Origin of the sequence: Roseibium aggregatum, from assembly GCF_014692675.1 — a bacterium.
GTDB classification, from domain to species: Bacteria; Pseudomonadota; Alphaproteobacteria; order Rhizobiales; family Stappiaceae; genus Roseibium; species Roseibium aggregatum_C.
The window spans coordinates 20,179-45,063 of sequence record NZ_JABFCZ010000027.1 but is presented as its reverse complement, the minus strand read 5'-3'; the positions used below and the strand labels follow the sequence as shown (position 1 = coordinate 45,063).

At 60.6% G+C, this 24,885-nt stretch carries 20 protein-coding genes; 18 read left to right on the top strand and 2 right to left on the bottom strand.

The annotated features are described in order from the left end of the window. Positions 1 to 472 precede the first annotated feature (472 nt). From proS to dnaE, 4 genes are all read left to right on the top strand, one after another. A complete protein-coding gene (gene proS, locus HK439_RS21645) occupies positions 473 to 1,804 on the top strand; it encodes a proline--tRNA ligase (RefSeq protein ID WP_190293572.1) in 1,332 nt (443 codons plus the stop codon). A 73-nt stretch (positions 1,805 to 1,877) separates the two neighbouring features. After that, positions 1,878 to 3,182 (top strand): lipoprotein-releasing ABC transporter permease subunit, encoded by a 1,305-nt coding sequence (locus HK439_RS21640; protein ID WP_235988055.1) that lies wholly within the window; start codon positions 1,878 to 1,880, stop codon positions 3,180 to 3,182. Then, positions 3,182 to 3,898 (top strand): ABC transporter ATP-binding protein, encoded by a 717-nt coding sequence (locus HK439_RS21635; RefSeq protein ID WP_190293571.1) that lies wholly within the window; start codon positions 3,182 to 3,184, stop codon positions 3,896 to 3,898. The genes HK439_RS21640 and HK439_RS21635 overlap by 1 nt, the downstream gene beginning before the upstream one ends. A 473-nt stretch (positions 3,899 to 4,371) precedes the next feature. Continuing rightward, the gene (gene dnaE, locus HK439_RS21630; protein WP_190293570.1) at positions 4,372 to 7,854 is read left to right on the top strand and encodes a DNA polymerase III subunit alpha; all 3,483 of its coding nucleotides are present in this window, start codon (positions 4,372 to 4,374) and stop codon (positions 7,852 to 7,854) included. Positions 7,855 to 7,882: 28 nt separating this feature from the next. On the opposite strand, the gene HK439_RS21625 is transcribed toward dnaE, so the two are convergent. Further along, positions 7,883 to 8,284 carry a VOC family protein gene (locus tag HK439_RS21625; protein ID WP_190293569.1) on the bottom strand — a complete coding sequence of 134 codons (402 nt, stop codon included), beginning with the start codon at positions 8,282 to 8,284 and terminating at the stop codon, positions 7,883 to 7,885. A gap of 352 nt (positions 8,285 to 8,636) precedes the next feature. On the opposite strand from HK439_RS21625, the gene rpsB reads away from it, so the two are divergent. The 14 genes from rpsB to lpxB all read left to right on the top strand — a co-directional run bounded on the left by rpsB (position 8,637) and on the right by lpxB (position 23,285). Continuing rightward, positions 8,637 to 9,476, top strand: coding sequence for a 30S ribosomal protein S2 (gene rpsB / locus HK439_RS21620; protein ID WP_190293568.1), 840 nt, complete (start codon positions 8,637 to 8,639; stop codon positions 9,474 to 9,476). A 148-nt stretch (positions 9,477 to 9,624) separates the two neighbouring features. After that, on the top strand, positions 9,625 to 10,542 hold the full coding sequence (gene tsf, locus HK439_RS21615) for a translation elongation factor Ts (protein WP_190293567.1): 918 nt from the start codon (positions 9,625 to 9,627) through the stop codon (positions 10,540 to 10,542). 68 nt (positions 10,543 to 10,610) lie between these two features. Beyond that, positions 10,611 to 11,330 (top strand): UMP kinase, encoded by a 720-nt coding sequence (pyrH, locus tag HK439_RS21610; protein WP_190293566.1) that lies wholly within the window; start codon positions 10,611 to 10,613, stop codon positions 11,328 to 11,330. A gap of 112 nt (positions 11,331 to 11,442) precedes the next feature. Beyond that, positions 11,443 to 12,006 carry a ribosome recycling factor gene (gene frr, locus HK439_RS21605; RefSeq protein ID WP_190293565.1) on the top strand — a complete coding sequence of 188 codons (564 nt, stop codon included), beginning with the start codon at positions 11,443 to 11,445 and terminating at the stop codon, positions 12,004 to 12,006. Between the two features lie 43 nt (positions 12,007 to 12,049). Beyond that, positions 12,050 to 12,817, top strand: a complete 768-nt coding sequence (locus HK439_RS21600; protein ID WP_190293564.1) for an isoprenyl transferase — start codon at positions 12,050 to 12,052, stop codon at positions 12,815 to 12,817. 1 nt (position 12,818) lies between these two features. Beyond that, the gene (locus HK439_RS21595) at positions 12,819 to 13,676 is read left to right on the top strand and encodes a phosphatidate cytidylyltransferase (protein WP_268956956.1); all 858 of its coding nucleotides are present in this window, start codon (positions 12,819 to 12,821) and stop codon (positions 13,674 to 13,676) included. 48 nt (positions 13,677 to 13,724) lie between these two features. After that, the gene (locus tag HK439_RS21590) at positions 13,725 to 14,915 is read left to right on the top strand and encodes a 1-deoxy-D-xylulose-5-phosphate reductoisomerase (RefSeq protein WP_190293562.1); all 1,191 of its coding nucleotides are present in this window, start codon (positions 13,725 to 13,727) and stop codon (positions 14,913 to 14,915) included. A gap of 128 nt (positions 14,916 to 15,043) precedes the next feature. Then, the gene (gene rseP, locus HK439_RS21585; protein ID WP_190293561.1) at positions 15,044 to 16,180 is read left to right on the top strand and encodes an RIP metalloprotease RseP; all 1,137 of its coding nucleotides are present in this window, start codon (positions 15,044 to 15,046) and stop codon (positions 16,178 to 16,180) included. A 170-nt stretch (positions 16,181 to 16,350) separates the two neighbouring features. Beyond that, positions 16,351 to 18,729, top strand: coding sequence for an outer membrane protein assembly factor BamA (gene bamA / locus HK439_RS21580; protein WP_190293560.1), 2,379 nt, complete (start codon positions 16,351 to 16,353; stop codon positions 18,727 to 18,729). Positions 18,730 to 18,815: 86 nt separating this feature from the next. Continuing rightward, positions 18,816 to 19,853 carry a UDP-3-O-(3-hydroxymyristoyl)glucosamine N-acyltransferase gene (lpxD, locus tag HK439_RS21575; RefSeq protein WP_190293559.1) on the top strand — a complete coding sequence of 346 codons (1,038 nt, stop codon included), beginning with the start codon at positions 18,816 to 18,818 and terminating at the stop codon, positions 19,851 to 19,853. Positions 19,854 to 19,911: 58 nt separating this feature from the next. Further along, positions 19,912 to 20,376, top strand: coding sequence for a 3-hydroxyacyl-ACP dehydratase FabZ (gene fabZ / locus HK439_RS21570; protein WP_190293558.1), 465 nt, complete (start codon positions 19,912 to 19,914; stop codon positions 20,374 to 20,376). Between the two features lie 6 nt (positions 20,377 to 20,382). Beyond that, entirely contained in the window at positions 20,383 to 21,180 is a 798-nt protein-coding gene (gene lpxA / locus HK439_RS21565) for an acyl-ACP--UDP-N-acetylglucosamine O-acyltransferase (protein ID WP_190293557.1), read from the top strand. 7 nt (positions 21,181 to 21,187) lie between these two features. Further along, a complete protein-coding gene (locus tag HK439_RS21560) occupies positions 21,188 to 22,066 on the top strand; it encodes an LpxI family protein (protein WP_190293556.1) in 879 nt (292 codons plus the stop codon). A 13-nt stretch (positions 22,067 to 22,079) separates the two neighbouring features. Further along, positions 22,080 to 23,285, top strand: coding sequence for a lipid-A-disaccharide synthase (lpxB, locus tag HK439_RS21555; protein WP_190293555.1), 1,206 nt, complete (start codon positions 22,080 to 22,082; stop codon positions 23,283 to 23,285). A gap of 87 nt (positions 23,286 to 23,372) precedes the next feature. Here the strand turns inward: lpxB and gltA are convergent, their stop codons facing one another. Continuing rightward, entirely contained in the window at positions 23,373 to 24,662 is a 1,290-nt protein-coding gene (gltA, locus tag HK439_RS21550) for a citrate synthase (protein WP_190293554.1), read from the bottom strand. Positions 24,663 to 24,885: the final 223 nt, after the last annotated feature.

Below are 24,885 nucleotides of genomic sequence, written 5' to 3'. Positions count from 1 at the left end.
TTTAGGTGAAAACGCTTATACGGATTCTGGTGGTTCAACAGGCAGAAAAAAAGGCAGAGCCAAGCTCTGCCTTGAAAAAGTTCCGCGTCTAAATATCCCTCTTGCCTCACTGCATTCATTCGAATTTCAGTGGGTCGGCTGCGACCGAAACGGGCGCCGGAGGGATCTTCCTCCCAAGACTCAGACCGCGATGCCTATATAAGGGGGTAGGTACGATTGCCGACCGCCCTTTTTCTTATGCGGTCAGACACTATAGGATCGGATGACGGTTGTCACCTATTTGTGTCGTAAAGCATATTTTTTTTGCTTGCACAGGAGTTTAGCAGGCGTAGGACCTGTCATTTCTGCCGTTTTTAAGGGCATTTCGGAAGAGAAAGTCACGGGCTGTCCCGCTTTGCACTTGTCATTCGACTGCGCATGCGGTTTGACTGCGATCCGAATTCTGTAACCCCTCGACCCCAGAGTGAAACTCATGCGTCTGTCCCGCTTCTTTCTGCCCATTTTGAAGGAAACGCCCAAGGAGGCGGAAATCGTCTCTCACCGCCTGATGCTGCGCGCCGGCATGATCCGTCAGCAATCGGCCGGGATCTATTCCTGGTTGCCGCTGGGGCACCGGGTGTTGCGCAAGATCGAGCGGATCGTGGAGGAGGAGCAGGCGCGCGCCGGGGCGATCCAGCTTCTGATGCCGACCATCCAGTCCGCCGACCTGTGGCGGGAGAGCGGACGGTACGACGCCTATGGCAAGGAGATGCTGCGCATCACCGACAGGCACGAGCGCGATATGCTCTACGGGCCGACGAACGAGGAGATGATCACCGACATCTTCCGGGCCTATGTCCGCTCCTACAAGGACCTGCCGCTGAACCTCTATCACATCCAGTGGAAGTTCCGGGACGAGGTCCGGCCGCGATTCGGGATCATGCGCGGCCGCGAGTTCCTGATGAAGGATGCCTATTCCTTCGATCTCGATCAGGAGCGGGCGGTGGAGGCCTATAACCGTATGTTCGTCGCCTACCTGCGCACCTACAAGCGCATGGGCCTGACCGCCATCCCGATGCGGGCGGAAACGGGCCCGATCGGCGGCGACCTGAGCCACGAATTCATCGTTCTGGCCGACACGGGCGAGAGCGAGGTCTACTGCCATGCGGATTATCTGGACAAGGCCATTCCCGGCGACGACGTCGATTTCGACAGCGACCTGAGCCCGATCGTGGCGGACTGGACGTCCCATTATGCGGCGACGGAAGACGTTGTCGACAAGGGCGAATTCGAAGCCTCCGTGCCGGAGGACAAGCGGATCGTGGCCCGCGGCATCGAAGTCGGCCAGACCTTCTATTTCGGCACCAAGTATTCCGATCCGATGGGCGCCAAGGTCGCGACCGCAGACGGCACCGAAGTCCCGGTTCACATGGGCTCTTACGGCATCGGCGTGTCGCGTCTGCTCGGGGCTATCATCGAGGCCAGCCATGACGACGACGGCATCATCTGGCCGGCGTCCGTGGCGCCGTTCCATGTCGGCCTGGTCAATCTGAAGGCCGGAGACGAACTGACGGACACGGCCTGCGAGGATCTCTACGGCAAACTGGAACGGGCCGGCATCGAGGTGCTTTACGACGATACGGACGCCCGTGCCGGGTCGAAATTCGCCACCATGGACCTGATCGGCCTGCCGTATCAGGTGGTCGGCGGGCCGCGTGGCCTTAAAGATGGCGTGTTTGAGGTTAAAAACCGGGCCACCGGCGAAAAGGAAATGCTGTCCCCAGAAGCAACGCTGAACAAGCTCGTTGCGGCATTGACGGCGTAAGTCTGCTCGCCGATCCTCCAAAGGGGTGATTCCGGGAGTGGAATCTGGGGGCCTGACGGCAAGTGGACGTGTGATGACAGCACAAGGAACAGCAGAGGCCGCTGACAACAGGGAGGCGGTCTCCGGCACAAAGCCGTTTTCGGCTTTCGAATGGATGATCGCCGGACGCTACCTGCGTTCCAGGCGGCGCGAGACGTTCATTTCCGTGATTGCAGGGTTCTCCTTCGCCGGCATCATGCTCGGCGTGGCGACCCTCATCATCGTGATGGCGGTGATGAACGGCTTCCGCAGCGAATTGCTCGGCAAGATCCTGGGCATTAACGGCCACATGCTGCTCCAGCCGATCGACCAGCCGCTGACCGATTACGATGAGGTGGCGAAACGGATCGAGAATGTTCCCGATGTGATCAGCGCCATTCCCTTCGTGGAAGGCCAGGCGCTGATTTCCGGCCCGGCCGGCAATCTGGGCGGACTGGTCCGCGGCCTCCATGAAGCGGACATGCGCAAGGTGCCCCTGGTTGCGAGCAACATCCTCCACGGCACGCTCGACGATTTCGATTCCGGCAAGGGGGTCGCCATCGGATCGCGCATGGCCCAGCAGCTTGGCGTGACCGTCGGCGACAATGTCACGATCATTTCGCCCAGAGGCAACGTCACGCCGATGGGGGTGACGCCCAGGGTCAAGGCCTATCCGGTGACGGCGATTTTCGAGATCGGCATGAGCGAATATGATTCCACCTTCGTGTTCATGCCGATCACCGAGGCGCAGGGCTTCTTCCGCATGGACGGCAAGGCGACGGGCATCGAAATCTATGTGCTCGATCCGGACCGGGTCGGCGAAATGAAGCCCGCGATCGAGGACGCCGCCAACCGTCCGGCCTATACCTCCGACTGGCGCCAGCGCAACGTCACCTTCTTTTCCGCCCTGGAGGTGGAGCGGAACGTGATGTTCATCATCCTGACGCTGATCGTGCTGGTTGCGGCGCTCAATATCATCTCCGGACTGATCATGCTGGTGAAGGACAAGGGCAGGGACATTGCGATCCTGCGCACCATGGGCGCGACCCGTGGATCCGTCATGCGGATCTTTCTGATCACCGGCGCCAGCATCGGCTTTGTCGGCACCTTCGCCGGTTTTCTGCTTGGCCTGATCGTCTGCCTCAATATCGAGAGCATTCGCCAGTTCATCTCCTGGGTGACACGCACCCAGATCTTCGATCCGACGCTTTATTTCCTCTCGCGCCTGCCGGCCGATATCGACAGCGGCGAGACTGTCATGGTGCTGGTGATGGCACTGGTGCTGTCCCTGCTGGCGACGCTTTATCCGGCCTGGCGCGCAGCGCGTCTCGATCCCGTGGAAGCGCTGAGGTACGAGTGATGGATATGCGTACGGACCCGGGAAGACAGGCCCAAAGCAGACCGGCGGCCCTGGAACTGAAACAGATCGAACGGTGCTTTCAGGAAGGCGATAACGAGCTGCGGATCCTGAGCGGCGCTGAACTGCGGCTTGGCGTCGGCGAAATGGTCGCACTCGTCGCCCCGTCCGGCACGGGTAAATCGACCCTTCTGCACATTGCGGGCCTTCTGGAACATCCCGACAGCGGCGATGTCATTATCGGCGGGCGGAACTGCTCCGAACTCGACGACGATCAGCGCACGGCGATCCGCCGCAACGACGTCGGGTTCGTCTATCAGTTCCATCATCTCCTGCCCGAATTTACCGCTCTTGAAAATATCATGATGCCGCAGATGATCCGGGGCCTCAGGAAGGACGTCGCTGCCGAACGGGCCCAGGAGCTTCTGGAATACATGCGCATGGGGGACAGGGCGACGCACCGTCCGTCCGAACTCTCCGGAGGCGAACAGCAACGTGTCGCGGTGGCACGCGCGGTTGCCAATGCGCCGCGCATTCTGCTTCTGGACGAACCGACGGGCAATCTCGATCCGCACACGGCCCATTACGTCTTTGACGCGCTGCAGGCGCTCGTCCGTGCTTCCGGTGTCGCCACCCTGTTTGCGACCCACAACATGGAACTGGCAAGCCGGATGGACCGGGCGATCACCCTGCAGGACGGCAGGATCGTTCCCCTTTGATCCGCCGGCTCCGATAACGGGAACCAAGCCGGAACATCGATTTTGCAAAGCTTGATGACTGAGGTCAAAATACGAGAACAAAAAGGGCTTGCAATAAGAACAAATATGGAACATAGTCACCCCATCGAGTTGAGTTTCCTGCGTTGGAGGACGACATGATTTACGTGGCCCGCGATTTTGTAGCGCTCGGTTCTCTCGTCAGTTTCTGTGCGACCCTGTATGTCTGGGGTGATGTTCTCCTGAAGCTCCAATAAGGGGCTTTACTATTTTCGGGCGTGTCTGCGGATTTGAAGTCGCGTCATGAACACGTCCCGTGCCGGCGAGCCCACGCAGGCGAGATGGTGTCGCCCGTATTTGCGAATAATCGTGCCAATAGCTGCGAAGGCTGGTGATTATCCGCGTTGCCGTCTCGACAGCCGGTCATTGAACCGTTTCACTTAACCGCGATTCCAGAATGAGCCGTGGTGTGCGTGATGACGAGCCCTGATTCCCCTGAGCAGAAACCCTCTGAAGAGGCCGGCGGCGTCGGGTACGTGCATCTGCGGGTTCATTCGGCCCTGTCTCTTCTGGAAGGGGCGTTGCCGATCAAGAAGCTGCTCGATCTGGCAAAGGCGGATGAGCAGCCGGCGCTGGCCATCACCGATACGGGCAATCTTTTCGGCGCGCAGGAGTTTTCCGCCAAGGCCTGGGGTGCGGGCATCCAGCCGATCATCGGCTGCCAGCTTTCCATCGATTTCAAGGACGGGGCGGAAGCGGGAAGGCGCGGCGAGCCGCCGCTTTCCAATGTGATCCTGCTGGCCATGAACGAGACCGGCTACGGCAACCTGATGGAACTGAGTTCGCGCGCGTTCCTCGATACCGAGACCGGCCTTATTCCGCATGTGACGGGCGAGTACCTGGAGGAAAAGTCCGATGGGCTGATCCTGCTGACAGGCGGGAGCCTCGGGCCGATCGGCAAGATGCTGACCTCGGGCCAGAAGGATCTGGCCAGGGTCCGGCTTGTGCGTCTCGCGGAAGCCTTCAAGGGGCGCTGCTATGTGGAACTCCAGCGTCACGGCACGGAAGAGGAGAGGCGCACCGAACCTGCCTTTATCGACCTTGCCTACGAACTCGGTCTGCCGCTCGTGGCGACCAATGAGGCCTTCTTCCCGAAGCGCGAGGACTATGAAGCCCATGATGCGCTGATCTGTATCGCGGAAGGCCGGGTCATCATCGAGGAAGACCGGCGCCGGCTGACGCCGGAACATTATTTCAAGTCACGTGCGGAAATGACCGAGCTCTTTTCCGACCTGCCGGAGGCGCTCGCCTCGACCGTGGAGATCGCGCAACGCTGCAGCTACCGCCCGGTCCGCCGGGATCCGATCCTGCCGCGGTTTGCCGGTGCGGACGCCGATCCGGAGGAAGCGGAAAAGGCGGAGGCGGAAGAACTCAGGCGTCAGGCGAGGGAAGGCCTGACCGCGCGCCTGGAAGCCCACGGACTGGCGCCCGAACTGGAAGAAAAGGACTACTGGGAACGGCTGGACTATGAGCTCGGCATCATCGAGCGGATGAAGTTCCCGGGATACTTCCTGATCGTTGCGGACTTCATCAAATGGGCCAAGGCGCACGACATACCGGTCGGTCCGGGGCGTGGTTCGGGCGCGGGCTCGCTCGTTGCCTGGTCGCTGACCATCACCGACCTGGACCCGATGCGGTTTTCGCTGCTGTTCGAACGCTTCCTCAATCCGGAACGCGTGTCGATGCCGGACTTCGATATCGATTTCTGCCAGAGCCGGCGTGAAGAGGTGATCCGCTACGTTCAGGAGAAATACGGCCGCAAGCAGGTGGCCCAGATCATCACCTTCGGTTCGCTGCAGGCGCGCGCCGTCCTGCGCGATGTCGGCCGGGTGCTGCAAATGCCTTATGGCCAGGTGGACCGGTTGTGCAAGCTGGTGCCGGCCAATCCGGCCAACCCGGTGACACTGGCCCAGGCGATCGAAGACGAACCGCGCCTGCGCGAGGCTGCGCGGGAAGAGGAGATTGTCGACAAGCTTCTGATCATGGCCCAGAAGCTGGAAGGGCTTTACCGGCACGCGTCCACCCATGCCGCAGGCGTGGTGATCGGCGACCGGCCGCTGGAACAGCTCGTCCCGCTCTACCGCGATCCGCGCTCCGACATGCCCGTCGCCCAGTTCAACATGAAGATGGTCGAGGACGCCGGGCTGGTGAAGTTCGACTTCCTCGGACTGAAGACGCTGACGGTGATCGATACTGCGGTGAAGCTGATCGAGCGGCGCGGTGTCGAGGTCGATGTCGCCGCGCTGCCGATCGACGACGAGAAGACCTACCAGCTTCTGGCCAAGGGCGAGACCTTCGGCGTGTTCCAGCTGGAAAGTCAGGGCATGCGCCGGGCCATCGCCGGCATGAAGCCGGACCGCTTCGAGGACATCATCGCGCTCGTGGCGCTCTATCGCCCGGGGCCGATGGAAAACATTCCGGTCTATAACGCGGTGAAGCACGGCGAGCAGGAGCCCGACTGCCTGCATCCGCTGCTGGAACCGATCCTGATGGAGACGAACGGCATTATCGTCTACCAGGAGCAGGTGATGCAGATCGCCCAGGTGCTGTCCGGTTATTCGCTCGGCGAAGCAGACCTTCTGCGCCGCGCCATGGGCAAGAAGATTGCCGCGGAGATGGAAATCCAGCGGGCCCGCTTCGTCGACGGCGCCGTGGAACGGGGGATCAGCAAGGGACAGGCCGGAACGATCTTCGACCTGGTGGCGAAATTCGCCAATTACGGCTTCAACAAGTCCCACGCGGCCGCTTACGCGCTCGTCTCCTATCATACCGCCTGGTTGAAGGCGAACTATCCGGTCGAGTTCATGGCGGCGTCCATGACGCTCGATCTGGGAAACACCGACAAGCTCGGCGACTTCCGACAGGAAGCGCGGCGCATGGGGATCGAGATCGTGCCGCCGACGATCAACCGTTCCATGGTCCATTTCGACGTGGAGGACGGCAAGATCATCTACGCCATGGGCGCCATCAAGGGCGTGGGCGAACAGGCGGTGGAACACATCGTCGAGGTTCGCGGCGACGCGCCGTTTACGAGCCTGGGCGATTTCGCCCGGCGGATCTCGCCGAAATTCCTCAACAAGCGAACCCTTGAAAATCTGGTTGCCGCCGGTGCGTTCGACGAACTGGAGCCCAACCGGGCGCGGGTGCTGGAGGGGCTCGACCGGATCATGGGCCTCGCGCAGCGCACCGAGGAGAACAAGAGCCTGGGGCAGGATGAGCTTTTCGGCGGAAGCGACGGTGAGGAACCGCTGCAACTGCCCGACGCCGCTCCCTGGACCGGCGAGGAAAAACTCCAGCGCGAACATTCCGCCATCGGGTTCTACCTGTCGGCCCATCCGCTCGACGATTTCGGCCCGCTCATGGAAAAGATGCGGGTGCAGCCCTGGGCAAGATTCGCCGAAGCGGTGAAGAAGGGCGCTTCTGCGGGGCGTCTGGCTGGAACGGTTTTGTCGAAACAGGAACGTAAGACCCGCACAGGCAGCCGGATGGGAATCGTCCGCCTGTCGGACGCCACGGGCCAGTACGAAGGCCTGCTGTTCAAGGAAAAGCTGGAACAGTTCCGTGATCAGCTTGAGCCGGGACGGTCTGTCGTTCTGCTGGTCGGCGCGGACATGCGCGACGACGAGCCCTCCATCCGGATCGAGCAGGTGGACCCGATCGAGAAGGTGGTCACCAGGCTGCAGAAGAGCATGCGGGTCTTTCTTCGGGACGAGCGGCCGGTGGAAAGTCTGCGCCGACATCTGCAGGTGCGCGGCGAGGGGGAAGTCACCGTCGTTGTGCTTCTTGATAACGGCGCGCGCGAAGTCGAGGTAAAGCTGCCGGGGAGGTTCCGTCTGTCGCCGGAAATCGCCGGCGCGCTCAAAGCCGTCCCCGGGGTGACCGACGTGCAGATGGCGTGATGGACTGCGGATCTATCTGAAGGCGGTGCTATTGGCCGGCCGGCCAGATGATTTCCACCCGGTTTCCGCCGGGTTCGGCGAACATCATGTGCATGCGCGGTCCGCCGGCAAGCGGTTCCGGTTCGAATTCCATGACAATACCGGGCCAGGCGCGTACCTTGTCCGCCATCTCGAACAGATCTTCTTTCGTGGCGACCTCGAGGGCGACATGATGCAGGCCGATGTTGGTCCTGCGGTTGAAATCCGTCATGGGCCGGGACTGGTCGACCTGCCAGAGGGTGAAGCGGCAATGTCCGTCCGATACGGTTGTGCGCGGATAGCTGTCGTCCCGGCCCAGCAGCGTCCATCCAAGCAGGTCGGTGAAAAACGCCGTCGTCTGTTCAAGGTCCCGGACAGTCAGGCCGAGATGGTTTATGCCTTTGGTGGTCAAGTGCAGCTCCCTTGCAGGACGAGGTGGCGAGGTTCGGCTGCTGTGGTAGACCAGCGGTCAGGCGGGGGCAATGATGTCCGACCGGATCGTGCGGGAATGGAATATCGGCACGGGCTGTCCATCTGCGGCAGCTGGGGGCGCTTCTTGACAGCGAACGAAGCGCGAAAAACTGCTCCCTAGGCCTTGAATTCACGAAGCGGTCCAACTATAAGGCGCCCATTCCACACGCAAGGGGCGGAAACCGAGCTTATCGGCCTTCCATCCGGTGATCGTCTGGAGCTTCTCTTTGGAAGCACCTTCGGTCCAAATCCTCTTGCGGAGGTTAAACCGGAAAATCAGGAGTTTAAGGGCCATGGCATTGCCCGATATCAATATGCGTCAGCTCTTGGAAGCTGGCGTTCACTTCGGCCACCAGAAGCACCGCTGGAACCCGCGCATGGGCCAGTACATCTTCGGTGTCCGTAATGACGTTCACATCATCGATCTGGCTCAGACCGTTCCGCTTCTGCATCAGGCCCTGAAGGCCGTCAGCGATACGGTTGCCGGTGGTGGCCGCGTTCTGATCGTCGGCACCAAGCGCCAGGCACAGGACGCCGTTGCGACCGCTGCGCGCAACTCCGCGCAGTACTTCGTCAACGCCCGCTGGCTCGGCGGCATGCTGACCAACTGGAAGACCATCTCCCAGTCGATCCAGCGCCTGCGCAAGCTGGAAGAAACGCTCAATTCCGACGCCGCCAACGCGCTGACGAAGAAAGAGCGCCTGTTCATGGACCGCGAGCGCGAGAAGCTCGAGCGCAACCTCGGCGGTATCAAGGACATGGGCGGTATTCCGGACCTGATCTTCGTGATCGATACGAACCGTGAAGCGATCGCCATCCAGGAAGCCCGCCGTCTGGGCATTCCGGTTGCTGCTATCCTCGATTCGAATTCCAATCCGGAAGGCATCACCTATCCGGTGCCGGGCAACGACGACGCCGGCCGCGCCATCACGCTTTACTGCGATCTGATTGCACGCTCCGCCATCGACGGCATTTCCCGCGCCCAGGGCGCTTCCGGCATGGATGTCGGTGCTGCGGAAGAAGCTCCGGTCGAAGAAGCTCTGGCCGAAACCGAGGCCGAAGAAACTGCTGCCGCTGAAGAACCCGCCGCTGCCGAAGAGGCGCCGGCCGAAGAAGCAGCCGCTCAGGCTTAAGTCAGTTTTTCTGCCGCCCCTCAAAGGGTGGCAGAAATCTGTTGAATTCGCAGAGGGGGCTGCAATTCGTTGCAGTCCCGTCATAAAGGCGCGGGTGATCTACCGTTACACCGTGCCGTATCAATAACCCCCATCCCCGAGGCAATCGATGAGCATTACCGCTGCGATGGTAAAAGAGCTCCGCGAGAAATCCGGCGCTGGCATGATGGACTGCAAGACCGCCCTGACCGAGTCGGGTGGCGATATGGAAGCTGCCGTTGACTGGCTGCGCACCAAGGGCCTGGCAAAGGCTGCCAAGAAGGCAGGCCGTGTTGCCGCTGAAGGTCTGGTCGGCGTTGCTGCTGAAGGCACCAAGGCTGCCGTCATCGAACTGAACTCCGAAACGGACTTTGTTGCCCGTAACGAAGGGTTCCAGGACCTGGTCAAGAACGTGGCCGGTGTCGCCGTGAATACCGACGGCTCGTTGGACGCTGTCAATTCCGCTACGGTCGGCGGCAAGTCTGTCGCCGATGCGATCACCGATGCGATTGCGACCATCGGCGAGAACATGACCCTTCGTCGGACCGCCATGCTGTCCGTTTCCGAAGGTGTCGTCTCCACCTACGTTCACGGTGCCGTTTCCGACGGTCTCGGCAAGATCGGTGTTCTAGTCGCCCTGGAATCCTCCGGCGATAAGGACAAGCTGAACGGTCTCGGCCGTCAGATCGCGATGCACATTGCCGCAACCAGCCCGCTGGCCCTGAACACGGACGAACTCGACCCGGCAGTCGTCGAGCGCGAGCGTAGCGTGTTCTCCGAGCAGGCCCGCGAATCCGGCAAGCCGGAAAACATCATCGAAAAGATGGTGGAAGGCCGCCTGCGCAAGTTCTATGAAGAAGTCACGCTGGTTAAACAGGCCTTCGTGATCGATCCGGACAAGACGGTCGAGCAGGCTGTCGAGGCGCTGGCCAAGGATCTTGGAACGCCGGTCAAGCTCACCGGTTTCGTCCGCTTCGCCATCGGCGAGGGGATCGAGAAGGAAGAGCAAGACTTCGCCGCAGAGGTGGCAGCAGCCACCGGGCAGTAAGTTCGAAAGGCGCCGGCATTGACCGGCGCTTTTTTTTGAGAGGCCACAACAAGAAATAGGGTTCCACCATGACCAATCCGCTCCGCTGGAAACGCGTGCTTCTGAAGCTGTCAGGGGAGGCGCTAATGGGGAACCAGTCCTTCGGTATCGATCCTGCCATCGTGCAGCGGATTGCGAAGGAAATCGCCGATGCCGTGGAACTCGGTGCGCAGGTAGGGGTCGTCGTCGGCGGGGGCAACATCTTTCGCGGCGTGGCCGTGGCCGCAAAGGGCGGCAACCGGGTCACCGGCGACCACATGGGCATGCTGGCGACCATCATGAACAGCCTGACGCTCGCCGACGCCCTGCGCCGGCTGAAGGTTCAGGCCCGCGTCCTTTCCGCCGTGCCGGTTCCCTCCATCTGCGAGACGTTTACCCAGCGTGTCGCCGAACGCTACATGGAAGACGGTGACGTGATCGTCTTCGCCGGCGGTACCGGCAACCCGTTCTTCACCACCGATTCCGGCGCGGCCCTGCGGGCCGCCGAGATGAAATGCGATGCTTTTCTGAAAGGCACGCAGGTCGATGGCGTCTATTCCGAAGATCCAAAGGTCAATCCGGATGCTGTGCGTTACGACACCCTCGGCTACGAGGAAGTCATCCAGCGCGATCTGAAGGTCATGGACACCACGGCGATTGCCCTGGCACGTGACAATTCCATTCCTGTTATCGTCTTTTCCATTCACACACCGGGTGCCCTGGTCAGCGTTTTGCAGGAAACCGGCACTTACACGGTCGTCGGCGGCTGAGAGTTTTCCGTTTTAGCCGGGGCCTGCCCCTTGTGTTTCGTCGCGAGTGTGCCATCTTGGCGCCGGCTGAGAGTCTATTAAAACGAACAAATTAGAATGAAGTGAGGACAATATGCCCGTAGAAGGTATTGATCTGGACGACCTGAAGCGCCGCATGCAAGGCGCTTTGTCGGTCCTGAAAACCGAATTTGCAGGGCTGCGCACGGGCCGCGCCTCCTCAAGCATGCTGGAACCGATCACCGTTGAGGCCTATGGGCAGTCCATGCCGATCAACCAGGTTGCCACGGTCAGCGTGCCCGAACCGCGCATGGTTGCGGTTCAGGTCTGGGACAAGGGGATGGTTGCTGCGGTCGAGAAGGCGATCCGCGAATCGAACCTCGGTCTCAATCCTGTCGTCGACGGCCAGTTGCTGCGCCTGCCGATTCCGGAACTCAACCAGGAACGGCGCCAGGAACTGATCAAGGTCGCCCACAAATATGCGGAACAGGCCAAGGTCGCCATCAGGCACGTGCGCCGCGACGGCATGGATACGGCCAAGAAGCTGGAAAAGGACGGCGATATCAGCCAGGACGATAGCCGGGTCGCGTCTGACGAGGTCCAGAAGCTGACCGACAGCATGATCGGCGAAGTCGATGCCATGCTGGAGAAAAAAGAGCAGGAAATCTCCCAGGTCTGAATCTCCAAGGTCTGATGAGCTTCGGCTGAAAGCAGGGTCCCTCATGACGGTCAGTCCCGATCGAAAATCCGAGGATACGGCGCCCGATCCGGCAGCCGGTGCATTGCCTCGGCATGTCGCCCTGATCATGGACGGGAACGGCCGTTGGGCGACGGCCAGGGGGCTGCCGCGTACCGAGGGACACCGTCACGGACTGGAAGCGTTGCGCCGGACGATCCGGCACGCGGTCAAGACCGGTATCCGTTATTTGACGATCTATAGCTTCTCTTCTGAAAACTGGAGCCGTCCGCAGCCGGAAGTCAGTTTCCTGATGGGACTTCTGCGCCGTTTCGTTCAGCGTGACCTGACGGAGATTCACAATGCGAATGTCCGGATCAAGGTAATCGGCGACCGGCTGACCCTGGAACCGGGTATCCGCGCGCTGCTGGTCGAGGCGGAAGAGCTGACCAGGAACAACACGGGCATGACCCTTGTCGTAGCCTTCAATTACGGCTCCCGTGACGAAATCGCCCGTTCGGTCCGCCAACTCGCAGAAGAGGTCGCCGCAGGCCGCCTTGCTCCTGAAGACATCGACGAGGATGCGATCGCGAGCCGGCTCGATACAGCGGGTATTCCCGACCCGGATCTCATCATCCGGACCAGCGGCGAACTCCGGCTGTCGAATTTCCTGATGTGGCAGGCCGCCTATTCGGAGTTCCATTTTTCGCCTGTCCATTGGCCCGATTTCGACGAGGCGGCCTTCGATCTGGCCCTGTCCGATTTCATGGGCCGCGAACGCCGGTTCGGCGGCCTGACCGCAAAAGCGCTTTAGGATGTCCGGCCTTGAGGGGGGAACGGCGGACAAGGGCCCGAAAAACATGTCCGATCTGAGATTGCGGGTCCTATCAGCGGCCGTGATGGGGCCTATTGTTCTTGGCCTTGCCTGGTTGGGCGGTCCCGCTTTCGGCATACTGGCGCTCGTGGCTGCCCTCCTTTTTCTGCACGAATGGTTCGCGATGACCGGCACCGGTCTTTCTACGCCTCACGGGGTTGCCGGATATCTGGTGCTCGTCGGGCTCGCGATTGCCTATCACTTTGGTTATCCCGGAGTTTCCCTGGCGTGTCCGATCATTGGCGCCCTGGCCGTTTACGGTCTGAGCGGATTTAACCGGGCAGGGCGATGGGCTGCGGAAGGCCTCATTTACGGTGGTCTGGCCCTTTATGCGCTGCTCGTCATCCGGGGCGGGGAGCAGGGCCTGGTCTTCCTGTTTTTCCTGCTTGTTCTGGTCTGGACGACAGATATTGCGGCCTATTTCACCGGCAGGAGCCTCGGGGGACCGAAACTCTGGAGAAAGATTTCGCCGAACAAGACCTGGTCGGGCGCCATCGGCGGATTGGTGTGCGCGGTTTTGCTCGGATTGGGCACGGCAGCGATTGCCGGAAAGGACGATCTTTTCAACTGGGCGCTGCTCGCCGCCGTCTTGTCGGTCGTCTCGCAATTGGGAGATCTCCTGGAATCGGGCGTCAAACGGCGTTTCAACGTCAAGGATTCCAGCCATCTCATTCCCGGGCATGGCGGAATCATGGATCGCGTCGACGGGCTGGTTGCTGCGGCAATTGCAGCGGTCGCACTCGGATTTTTGTTCGGCGGAAGCGTTGCGGATCCGATTTCGGGCCTTGCGCTCGGCTAAAAGGACAGTTTCATGGACGCGTCGTCGTCTTCACCGGCGGATATGGGAATGCAAGGCACAACGGACCCGATGCGCCTGATCGTGCTTGGCGCGACCGGATCGATCGGGAAAAGCACGCTTGATCTCGTCGCGCGCAATCCCGAGCGGTTCAAGGTGACGGCGCTCGTTGCCAACAACAACGTGGATGAACTGGCCCGCCTGGCACGACTGGTGAATGCCGAATCCGCCGTTCTGGCCAACGAAGCCCATGGGGCGGCTTTGGCGGACGCCCTGTCGGGAAGCGGCGTTGCCGTTTCGGCCGGAAGCGAGGCCGTTCTGGAAGCGGTCGACCGGCCGGCCGATATGGTCGTTGCCGGCATCGTCGGGGCGGCCGGGCTGGTTCCGACCCTTGCCGCCATCAAGCCGGGTCGGGCGATCGCACTTGCCAACAAGGAGTGCCTGGTTTCCGCCGGCGACCTTTTCATGAAAAAGGTGCGTCAGTCGGGGGCGACCCTTCTTCCGGTCGACAGCGAACACAATGCCATTTTCCAGGTGTTCGAACCGGAAAACCGGAGCGAAGTGGAAAAGATCATCCTGACGGCGTCCGGCGGGCCGTTCCGGACGACGCGTCTGGAGGACATGACGGCGATCACGCCGGAACAGGCGCTCAAGCATCCCAACTGGGACATGGGTCAAAGGATAACCATCGACAGCGCCACCTTGATGAACAAGGGCTTCGAAGTGATCGAGGCATTCCATCTCTTCCCCGTCGGTCATGATCAGCTGGGGGTTCTCGTTCACCCCCAGTCCGTCGTTCACGGGCTGGTGCAATATGCCGACGGTTCTCTTCTGGCGCAGATGGGGTCGCCGGATATGCGCACGCCGATCGCCCATTGCCTTGCCTGGCCCGGGCGGATGGCCGTGCCGCTCAAGCGGCTTGATCTGGCGGAAATCGGCTCGCTCACCTTCGAGAAACCGGATCCGGTGCGGTTTCCGGCACTCGGACTTGCTCTTTCATCGCTCAAGCGCGGCGGCGGGGCGACCTGCGTCTTGAATGCCGCGGATGAAATCGCCGTCAGCGCGTTTCTGGAAAGACGGCTGCGCTTTCCCGATATTTCGGCGGCGGTGGAGGCGACGATCGACCGGCTGGAAGCTGCCGGCCGGCTCGCTCAGCCCGACAGCGCGGACGCGGTCATGGCATTGGATGCGGAAGCACGTGTCATTTGTGCCAATTGGATTGGAGAACGCGGCGGACAATAAAGCCGTTCTCCGCAAGGAAATGATTTTGGGAAAAATCAACTTCCGACCATTAACGTGCCGTATTCTCGTAATCTGCTAGTCTGTAAATAAACGTACCGAGCGAACGCGCATCAAAACAGGAACACTCAATGGAACTTCTTTCCTCGGCCTATGGACTCGTGGCTGGCTATATCGTGCCGTTTCTGTTTGTTCTGACCATCGTCGTCTTCTTTCATGAACTCGGTCATTTCCTGGTCGCCCGCTGGTGCGGGGTGAAGGTGGACGCCTTTTCCGTCGGATTCGGTCGGGAACTTTTCGGAAGAACCGACAAGAAGGGAACCAGGTGGCGTTTGTCGCTGATCCCCCTCGGCGGCTATGTGAAATTCGCAGGCGACGAAAATGCGGCCAGCGTTCCGGACCGCGAATGGATCGCCGCCATGCCGCCGGAAGAACGCGCCGGAGCCTTTATCGCCAAACCGGTCTGGCAGCGGGCTGCTGTCGTGGCGGCCGGGCCGATTGCGAACTTCATCCTGTCCATCGCGATTTTCGCTATAATTTTCATGCTCTTCGGACGAATTGTTGCATCACCTGTTGTGGATACGGTTCAGCCCGACAGTGCTGCCGCTGCCGGCGGCCTGAAGCCGGGCGATCTGATCGTTTCCGTAGATGGCGACAAGATCTCGACGTTCTCGGACCTTCAGCGGATCGTGTCCGCGAGCGCGAATGTGCCTCTGGTACTGGAAGTCAAGCGGGGGGACGAGGACGTGACCCTGACCGTGACGCCGCAGTACCGTGAATTGAAGGACCGTTTCGGCAACGTACAGCGGATCGGGCTATTGGGTGTGTCGCGCAGTCTGCAGGAAGACGATCTGATTCACGAAAAATTCGGACCGGTTTCGGCCGTCGTCGAAGGGTCCAAGGAAACCTATTACATCGCGTCCCGGACGCTCGATTATATCTGGGGCGTCATTTCGGGACGGGAGGCGGCGGATCAGCTCGGCGGACCGATCCGTGTGGCCCAGGTGTCCGGCCAGGTTGCCACCCAGGGGATCGTTCCCCTGTTTTCCCTGGCTGCGGTGCTGTCGGTCAGTATCGGCCTCCTGAACCTCATGCCGGTGCCGATGCTGGATGGCGGTCATCTGGTTTATTATGCCGTCGAAGCTGTACGGGGGAAGCCGCTCAGTGAGCGCGTTCAGGATATCGGGTTCCGGATCGGGATCGCCATCGTTCTGCTTCTGATGGTTTTCGCCACCTGGAACGACGTGCTTCATCTTACCCGTCTGTAGCGGCGGGCTGTCCGTGGCATCCACGCAACGCATTCAATTGAAATCTGTTTTGCCTGTCAGCGCCTGTTGCGTAATTGGCAAAAGACTGTAAAACGATTTCGGTTCTAGAGATTCTGGGGTGACCTGTGGCTTTTCGCACAGGGCAAAAACGATAAAGGCATAGCGCACTTATGCAGCGATTGCAGAAATTCACTCGCGCCGTATTGCTGGCGGCAGCCGTATTTTGCACCGGCGCCGTTCTTCCCAATGCATACGGGCCGCTTTCGGTCACAGCCGCAGAAGCGGCAGTTGCGCGCAATATCGTGGTGCGTGGCAATACGCGAATCGAGACCGAGACGGTCCTGAGCTATATGACCATATCCGTCGGGCGATCCTATGGTCCTGCGGATATCGACGAATCACTCAAGGCCCTGTTCGCGACCGGCCTCTTTGCAGATGTGAACATCGTTCCCCAGGGCGGTACTCTTGTCGTCAACGTGAAGGAGAACCCGATCATCAACCGGGTGTCCTTCGAGGGGAACAAGAAACTCAACGACGATGCGCTGAAGACGGCTGTCCGTTCCTCCGAGCGTACGATGCTGACCCGGGCAAAGGTCCAGGCCGACGTCCAGAACATTCTGGAAGCCTATCGTCGCTCCGGCCGTTATCGCGCCTCCGTCAATCCGGAAATCATCGATCGCGGCAACAACCGGGTCGATCTTGTTTTTGAAATCAACGAAGGCAAGAAGACCGGTGTCGAGCGCATTACCTTCATCGGCAACCATGCGTTCAGCGACGGGAAGCTGCGCGACGTGATCCGTACCCGCGAGAGCGGGCTGCTCAGCTGGCTTCGTTCCACGGACACCTACGATCCGGACCGGCTTGCGCAGGACCAGGAACTGCTGCGCCAGTTCTATCACAAGAAGGGCTACGCGGATTTCTATATCGTTTCTGCGACCGCGGACCTCGATCGTGAAAACAACGTCTTCCACGTGACCTTCACCGTGGATGAAGGCGAGAAATACAAGATTTCCGATGTCGAGATCGTTTCCTCGCTTTCCTCGGTAGATCCGGAAGCGCTGCGGTCGAAGCTGCGGACCCATTCGGGCGATACCTATAATTCGCTTCGCGTCGAGCAGAGCGTCGAGGATCTGACACTCAAGATTTCCGAAGACGGGTATGCGTTCGCCCAGGTCCGTCCCCGCGGCTCCCGCGACTACGAAAACAAGACCATTGCGCTCACCTACTACATCGAGGAAGGGCCGCGCGCCTACGTCGAGCGGATCAACATCATCGGCAACGATCGTACCCGCGAATATGTCATTCGCCGGGAATTCGATATCGTGGAAGGCGATGCCTTTAACCGCGCGCTCATCGACAAGGCAGAGCGGCGCCTGAACAACCTCGGGTTCTTCGAGAAGGTTTCGATCACGACGTCTCCCGGTAGTGCGCCGGACCGTGTGGTGGTCAATGTCAACGTCCAGGAGAAACCCACCGGCGAAGTTTCCTTCGGTATCGGTTACTCGACAAGCGACGGTGTCATTGGCGATGTCTCGATTTCGGAAAAGAACTTCCTGGGCCGCGGGCAGTATGTGAAGCTCGGTGCCGGTGTCGGTGCGGATACGCAGACCTACCAGTTCGCCTTCAAGGAGCCGTTCTTCCTCGGCCGGCGGATCGGGCTTGATCTCGACCTCTACAAGCGGGTCTACGACAACAACAACTACCGGTCTTATGACGAACGGACCACGGGCGGCGGTTTCGGGTTCTCCTTGCCGCTTCGCGAAGACGAGCTGACGCTGCGCCTGTTCTACAAGATCTACCAGACCGAACTCAAAGACCCCAGCGGCGTGGCAACAGGCATCTCCACCTGCGCAGGCAGCGGTCTGTCGATCGCGATCTGTGACTCGCTTGGAACAAACCTGACGTCTCTCGCCGGTTATCAGTTCGTCTACACCACGCTGGACAACAACCTCGACCCGACCGACGGTATCTATGCCGCTGCCGGACAGGAATTCGCCGGTCTCGGTGGGGATTCCTTCTACGTCAAGAGCACCGCTGAAGCGAAATACTTCAAGGAGATCCTGCCGGATCAGGGTGTCGTCGGCGCGCTCAAGGTCACCGGTGGCCATGTGACGGCCCTTGGCAGCAACCGCCTGCGGGTTCCGGAACAGTTCATGGTGGGCGGAAACCTTATTCGCGGCTTCGAAAACCAGGGTATCGGCCCGCGCGATGCCTCGACCGGTGACGCGATCGGCGGTCAGCTTTACTTCGCCGCCACGGCAGAGGCATCGTTCCCGTTCCCGGGCGTTCCCCAGGAATTCGGCCTGAGCACCGCGGTCTTCTCTGATATCGGCTCGCTTTGGGATGCAGATTCCGGACTGGTCAACCTTGTGAACAACAACGGTTCGTCCGTGAATTCGAATGATTTCGATCTTCGGGCGTCCGTCGGTTTCGGTCTGAGATGGCGGTCGCCGTTCGGTCCGCTGAAAGCGGATCTGGCCTGGCCGCTTGCGAAGAGCTCGGTGGACAGGACGCAGGTATTCCGCCTGAGCGGCGGGACCCGCTTCTAACGAACTGCTCGATGAACCCTTTACGGCCGCCGCTTTGCCGGCGGCCGTTTGCTATTGGTGCCTGACGCCCAGGGGAGCCAAAACCCATGTCCGATCCAGTCTTTTTTCCGCCGGTGGAGCCGGTTTCGCTCCAGATGATCTCCGAGTGGGCCGAGGCGGAGCTTCTTCGGGGCGAGCCTGAGCGACTGATCGCCGGTGTCGGACCGATCGAGGATGCCGATGAGGGCGTGCTCGTTTTTTTCGATAATACGGCTTATCTCGACAAGCTGAGCGAGACCCGGGCTGCTGCCTGCATCATTGCCCGCAAGCACGTGGACAAGGTGCCGGAAGGGGTCGCGGTTCTCGTGTCGAACGATGCCTATCGCTCCTGGGCGAAGGTGCTGGCGAGACTGTATCCGGATGCCATGGTGCCGAAGCCTTCCGGTTTTGAGGGGATCTCCGAACGGGCAATCATCGATCCGTCCGCGGAGCTGGAAGAAGGTGTTGCGGTCGGACCCGGAGTGGTGATCGGCGCCGGCGCCCAGATCGGTTCGGGAACGGCAATCCTTCCCAATGCGGTCATCGGGGCGGGCTGCGCCATCGGCCGGGATTGCGTCATCGGCGCCAATTCGACGCTTCAGCATGCCATTCTGGGCGACCGCGTCTATCTGCATCCCGGCGTTTGCATCGGTCAGGACGGTTTCGGCTATGCGATGGGGGCCGGGGGGCATTTGAAGGTTCCCCAGGTCGGCCGTGTGGTTATCCAGGACAATGTCGAGATCGGAGCGAATACCACGATCGACCGGGGCGCCAACCGGGATACAATTGTGGGTGAGGGGACCAAGATCGATAACCAGGTGCAGATCGGTCATAACGTCATTATCGGCCGCCATTGTGTTCTGGTTTCCCAGGTTGGCCTTTCGGGAAGCTGTACGCTGGAGGATTTTGTCGCGATCGGCGGGCAGACCGGCGTTCGCGGACATGTGCGGATCGGGATGGGCGCCCAGATCGCGGCCGTCAGTGTTGTTGGCGAGGACGTGCCGGCCGGCGGGCGCTACGGCGGCACGCCGGCAAAGCCGGTGAAACAATGGTTCCGGGAAATGGCGGCGCTGCGCAAGCTTGCAGAGCGGGGCGGCGGGTCTTAAAGGGTTGTCAAGATAAAGAACGAAACTGGGCGTTTTCTGCCGCGCAAGGGGCTTAGGAATGGAACAGACTGAGAAGACGGAACTCGGTAGTGCCGACATCATGCGGATCATGGAGATGCTGCCGCATCGCTATCCGTTTCTGCTGGTCGACAAGATCATCGAGATCGACGGCGACAACAGTGCCATCGGCATCAAGAACGTCACGATCAACGAGCCGCATTTTACCGGGCATTTTCCCGGGCAGCCGGTGATGCCGGGTGTGTTGCTGATCGAGGCCATGGCACAGACCGCCGGCGCAATCTGCGTGGATTCCCGCGGAGACGGCAGCCCGCCGCAGCTTGTGTATTTCATGACCATAGACAACGCGAAGTTCCGCAAGCCTGTCATCCCGGGCGACCAGGTTCACTTTCACGTGCAGAAGATCAAGCAACGCTCCAACATCTGGAAGTTCCAGGCGGTTGCCAAGGTCGACGGCGCGAAGGTTGCCGAGGCGGAAATCAGCGCAATGCTCGTGGACGCGTGAGGACGGATGGCTGAGATACATCCAACGGCGATCGTGGAAGACGGCGCCAAGCTGGGCGACGGTGTCAGGATCGGACCCTATTGCATTGTCGGGGCCCACGTTGAGCTGGGCGAAAACGTATGCCTGGAAAGCCACGTGGTTGTTGCCGGTCATACGAAGGTCGGTTCGGGCACGCACATCTTTCCGTTCGCCAGCATCGGACACAAGCCGCAGGATTTGAAGTACGCGGGCGAGGAAACCTATCTGGAGATCGGGTCCAACAATCAGATCCGGGAACATGTGACCATGAATCCGGGCACCGCGGGCGGCGGCAGCCTGACCAGGGTGGGCGACAACTGCCTGTTCATGATGGGCTCCCATGTCGGCCATGACTGCATGGTCGGCAATTACGCCATCCTGGCGAACAACGCGACGCTTGCCGGTCACGTCGAACTGGCCGATTACGTCATCCTCGGCGGATTGAGCGCTGTCCGCCAGTGGAGCCGGATCGGCACCGGGGCGATTGTCGGCGGCATGACCGGTGTCGAATTCGACGTTATTCCTTTCGGCTCGGTCATCGGCGACAGGGCGCGCCTGGCGGGCCTGAACCTGATCGGACTGAAGCGGAAGAATTTCCCGCGCGAACAGATCCATGCTCTCAGAGCCGCTTACAAGGCCCTTTTCGAAAGCGAGGAAGGCACGCTCAGGGAACGAGCCCAGGCGGTCGCACAGGAAAACCCCGACGAGCCGCTGGTGAAGACCGTCACCGATTTCATTCTGGAAAAGGAAGACCGCCGGTTCTGCACACCGCGCAGCGGAGACTGACCCGCCTATGGCGTCGCGGTCCAAAGCATATGATCTGTCTGGCGCCCGCGTTGGCCTAGTCGCGGGCAATGGCGCCTTGCCGCATCAGGTGGCCGATGTTCTGGCGAAAAAGGGAATGGACCCGGTGATCGTGGCCATCAGGGGCGAAGCCGATCCCGAGACCCTTTCGCGGTCCATCGCCGAACTGGGCTGGGGCGAGATCGGCCGTCTGCTCAAGACCCTGAAGCGGAACGGATGTTCCCGGCTGCTGTTGATCGGCGGGATTTCGAAGCGCCCGGATTTTGCCTCCGTGTTCGGGGACGCCGGAACCCTCAGACTGTTGCCGAAAATTGCCCGGGCGCTGATGGGCGGCGACGACAGCCTGCTTTCCAAGGTGATCGGTCTGTTTGAAGCGGAAGGATTTGAGGTGGTCGGCATGACGGATATTGCGCCTGAGCTTCTGGCCGGAACCGGCATTCTCGGCAAGGTTACGCCATCCAAAACTGCCCTGGGGGACATGGATCTGGCCCTCAAGGCAACCGACCGGCTTGGCGAACTGGATATCGGCCAGGCGGCGGTCGCCGTCGGCGGACGGGTGGTGGCGCTCGAAGGGGCCGAAGGCACCGATGCCATGCTGGAGCGCTGTGCGGCTTTGCGCGCGAATGGCCGGATCCGGTCCAAGGGAACTGCCGGCGTTCTGGTCAAGGCGGCCAAGCCGAGCCAGGACCTCCGGGTGGATTTGCCGACCGTCGGCCCGAGAACAATCGAACTGGCGCTGGCAGCCGGTCTTGAAGGCATTGCCGTCGAAGCCGGCCGCGCGCTGATTGCCGATCAGGCAGCGACGATCAGGAAGGCGGACGAAGCCGGTCTTTTCATCTACGGCATCGATCGTCCCGAAAAGGGCTGAGGAGCAGGTCTTCATGTCGACAGTATCCGACCGCCCGAGAACCATCTGCATTGTCGTGGGCGAGGAATCCGGCGATTTGCTCGGGTCGGAACTCATTCTTGCCCTGAAGGGCCGCCTTGGCGATGGCGTCACCTATTGCGGCGTCGGCGGCGAGCGGATGAAGGCGGCCGGTTTCAAGAGCTTTTTCGACATGTCGGACATCGCCGTCATGGGGTTGACCGCGGTTCTGGCCCGTCTGCCGCTCATCGTCAAACGGGTCTATCAGACGGTTGCCGGTGTCGTCGCCGCCAGACCGGACGTCCTGATCATCATCGACAGTCCGGATTTTACCCATAACGTGGCCAAACGGGTCCGCAAGCGGGCGCCTGAGATTCCGATCGTCGGTTATGTCTCGCCCTCGGTCTGGGCCTGGCGGCCGGGACGAGCGCCCAAGATGAGTGTCTATGTGGACGAGTTGCTCGCCCTGTTGCCTTTTGAGCCGGAGGTTCACGAGCGGCTCGGCGGGCCGCGAACCCATTATGTCGGACATCCGATCATCGAACGGGTGGACCGGTTCAGGCCGAAGGAAGGCGAACGGACACCGGTTTCTTCGGAAAAGAAGGTGCTGCTCGTTCTGCCGGGTAGCCGCGGCAGTGAAGTCGACCGGCTTCTGGCGGATTTCGGAATCACGGTTGCCCGCCTCCACAAACGGTTTGACGAACTGGAAGTTCTGCTGCCGGCGGTTCCGCACATGGTGGAACGGATCAGGTGCGATGTCGCGGACTGGCCGGTCAAACCGGAAATCGTCCTTGGCGAGGAGGCCAAGCATGCGGCCTTTCGCAGGGCCCATGCGGCCCTGGCGGCTTCGGGAACGGTTTCCCTCGAATTGGCGCTTGCCGGCGTGCCGATGGAGATCTGCTACAAGCTGGACTGGTTTTACCGGCGGCTGAAGGATCTGAACAAGATCATCCGGATCGTCAGCGCAACATCCATGGTTCTGCCGAACATTATCCTGGGGCGAAACGTGGTCCCGGAATTCCTGGACGATGAGGTCAATGCGGACCGGCTCGAGCCTTTGGTGGCGGATCTTCTGACCGACAGCGAGGCCAGGCGGGAGCAGATCGAGGCGTTCGGCGATCTGGACCATCTGATGCGTCTGCCGGATGACAGGTGCCAGAGCGCGGCGGCAGCCGATGTCGTCATGGAGTGTCTGGAAAAATCCGACCATTCGCACCGGTAGCATCAGCGCTTTCCCGCTTTATCAGCGGAACCTGAAATAAAAAAGGGCGCCGCGGGGCGCCCTTTTTCGGACCGTGTGCGTCTGTGCTTAGCGCTGGTCGATCGGCACGTAATCGCGCTGGGTTGCCCCGGTATAGAGCTGGCGCGGACGGCCGATGCGCTGGGACGGATCTTCCACCATTTCCTTCCACTGGGCGATCCAGCCGACCGTGCGGGCCAGAGCGAACAGCACGGTGAACATGGTGGTCGGGAAACCGAGCGCACGCAGGGTGATACCCGAATAGAAGTCGATGTTCGGATAGAGCTTCTTCTCGATGAAATATTCGTCGTGAAGGGCGATCTTTTCCAGTTCCATCGCCACGTCGAGCAGCGGATCGTCCTTGATGCCGAGTTCGCCGAGAACTTCGTGGGTGGTCTTCTGCATGATCCGGGCACGCGGGTCGTAGTTCTTGTAGACCCGGTGACCGAAGCCCATCAGACGGAACGGATCGTTCTTGTCCTTGGCGCGCTCGACGTATTCGGGAATACGGTCCACGGAGCCGATTTCCATCAGCATGTTGAGGGCTGCTTCGTTCGCACCGCCGTGGGCCGGACCCCAGAGACAGGCGATGCCGGCCGCGATACAGGCAAACGGGTTTGCGCCCGACGACCCCGCCAGACGCACCGTCGAGGTCGACGCGTTCTGCTCATGGTCGGCATGCAAAATGAAAATCCGGTCCATGGCGCGCGCCAGAACCGGATTGACCTTGTATTCCTCGCACGGCACCGCAAAGCACATGTGCAGGAAATTGGCGGAATAATCGAGGTCGTTGCGCGGATAAACGAACGGCTGGCCGACGTGGTACTTGTAGGCCATGGCCGCGATCGTCGGCATTTTCGCGATCATGCGCAGGGAGGCGACCATGCGCTGGTGGGGATCGGAAATGTCGGTGGAGTCGTGATAAAAGGCGGCAAGCGCGCCGACCGTGCCGCACATGACGGACATCGGGTGAGCATCCCGGCGGTAGCCGGAGAAAAACCGGCTCATCTGCTCATGGATCATCGTGTGATAGGTCACCCGCTGGACGAAATCGTCCTTTTGCGCCTTGGTCGGCAGTTCGCCGTAGAGCAGCAGGTAGCAGGATTCCAGGAAATCGCCGTGGTTCGCGAGCTGGTCGATCGGGTAGCCGCGATAAAGCAACGTTCCTTCGTCACCATCGATGTAGGTGATCTTGGATTCGCACGAGGCTGTTGACGTGAAACCCGGATCGTACGTGAACATGCCCGTTTCTTTGTAGAGCGAGGAAATGTTCACCACAGACGGGCCAATGGATCCGTCAAGAACGTCGAAGGCGTAGTCGTTGCCGCCCACGTTAAGCTTGGCGTTGTTTTCAGCCATTCAGGAAACCCCCTTTGTTGAGAACCCTAAGTCCCGTCTGTTGCGCGGTTTCTTGCCTGTTTTCAAGGCATTGGAAAGGCCGCCGGACGGCACCGGAGGAATGGTCGCGTTCTGCGTATCCCATTTGTCGCACTGCCGCAAGCGGCGCTGTCCTAGCGCTTTGGTCAAATGATCTGAAAAGTGTCACCTTTCGATTGATCCGTTTGAATTTAACCAATTGATA

Coding starts and splice junctions, on each gene's coding strand:
- proS (WP_190293572.1), top strand. CDS start 473: ATGCGTCTGTCCCGCTTCTTTCTGCCCATTTTGAAGGAAACGCCCAAG.
- HK439_RS21640 (WP_235988055.1), top strand. CDS start 1,878: ATGACAGCACAAGGAACAGCAGAGGCCGCTGACAACAGGGAGGCGGTC.
- HK439_RS21635 (WP_190293571.1), top strand. CDS start 3,182: ATGGATATGCGTACGGACCCGGGAAGACAGGCCCAAAGCAGACCGGCG.
- dnaE (WP_190293570.1), top strand. CDS start 4,372: ATGACGAGCCCTGATTCCCCTGAGCAGAAACCCTCTGAAGAGGCCGGC.
- rpsB (WP_190293568.1), top strand. CDS start 8,637: ATGGCATTGCCCGATATCAATATGCGTCAGCTCTTGGAAGCTGGCGTT.
- tsf (WP_190293567.1), top strand. CDS start 9,625: ATGAGCATTACCGCTGCGATGGTAAAAGAGCTCCGCGAGAAATCCGGC.
- pyrH (WP_190293566.1), top strand. CDS start 10,611: ATGACCAATCCGCTCCGCTGGAAACGCGTGCTTCTGAAGCTGTCAGGG.
- frr (WP_190293565.1), top strand. CDS start 11,443: ATGCCCGTAGAAGGTATTGATCTGGACGACCTGAAGCGCCGCATGCAA.
- HK439_RS21600 (WP_190293564.1), top strand. CDS start 12,050: ATGACGGTCAGTCCCGATCGAAAATCCGAGGATACGGCGCCCGATCCG.
- HK439_RS21595 (WP_268956956.1), top strand. CDS start 12,819: ATGTCCGGCCTTGAGGGGGGAACGGCGGACAAGGGCCCGAAAAACATG.
- HK439_RS21590 (WP_190293562.1), top strand. CDS start 13,725: ATGCAAGGCACAACGGACCCGATGCGCCTGATCGTGCTTGGCGCGACC.
- rseP (WP_190293561.1), top strand. CDS start 15,044: ATGGAACTTCTTTCCTCGGCCTATGGACTCGTGGCTGGCTATATCGTG.
- bamA (WP_190293560.1), top strand. CDS start 16,351: ATGCAGCGATTGCAGAAATTCACTCGCGCCGTATTGCTGGCGGCAGCC.
- lpxD (WP_190293559.1), top strand. CDS start 18,816: ATGTCCGATCCAGTCTTTTTTCCGCCGGTGGAGCCGGTTTCGCTCCAG.
- fabZ (WP_190293558.1), top strand. CDS start 19,912: ATGGAACAGACTGAGAAGACGGAACTCGGTAGTGCCGACATCATGCGG.
- lpxA (WP_190293557.1), top strand. CDS start 20,383: ATGGCTGAGATACATCCAACGGCGATCGTGGAAGACGGCGCCAAGCTG.
- HK439_RS21560 (WP_190293556.1), top strand. CDS start 21,188: ATGGCGTCGCGGTCCAAAGCATATGATCTGTCTGGCGCCCGCGTTGGC.
- lpxB (WP_190293555.1), top strand. CDS start 22,080: ATGTCGACAGTATCCGACCGCCCGAGAACCATCTGCATTGTCGTGGGC.
- gltA (WP_190293554.1), bottom strand. CDS start 24,662: ATGGCTGAAAACAACGCCAAGCTTAACGTGGGCGGCAACGACTACGCC.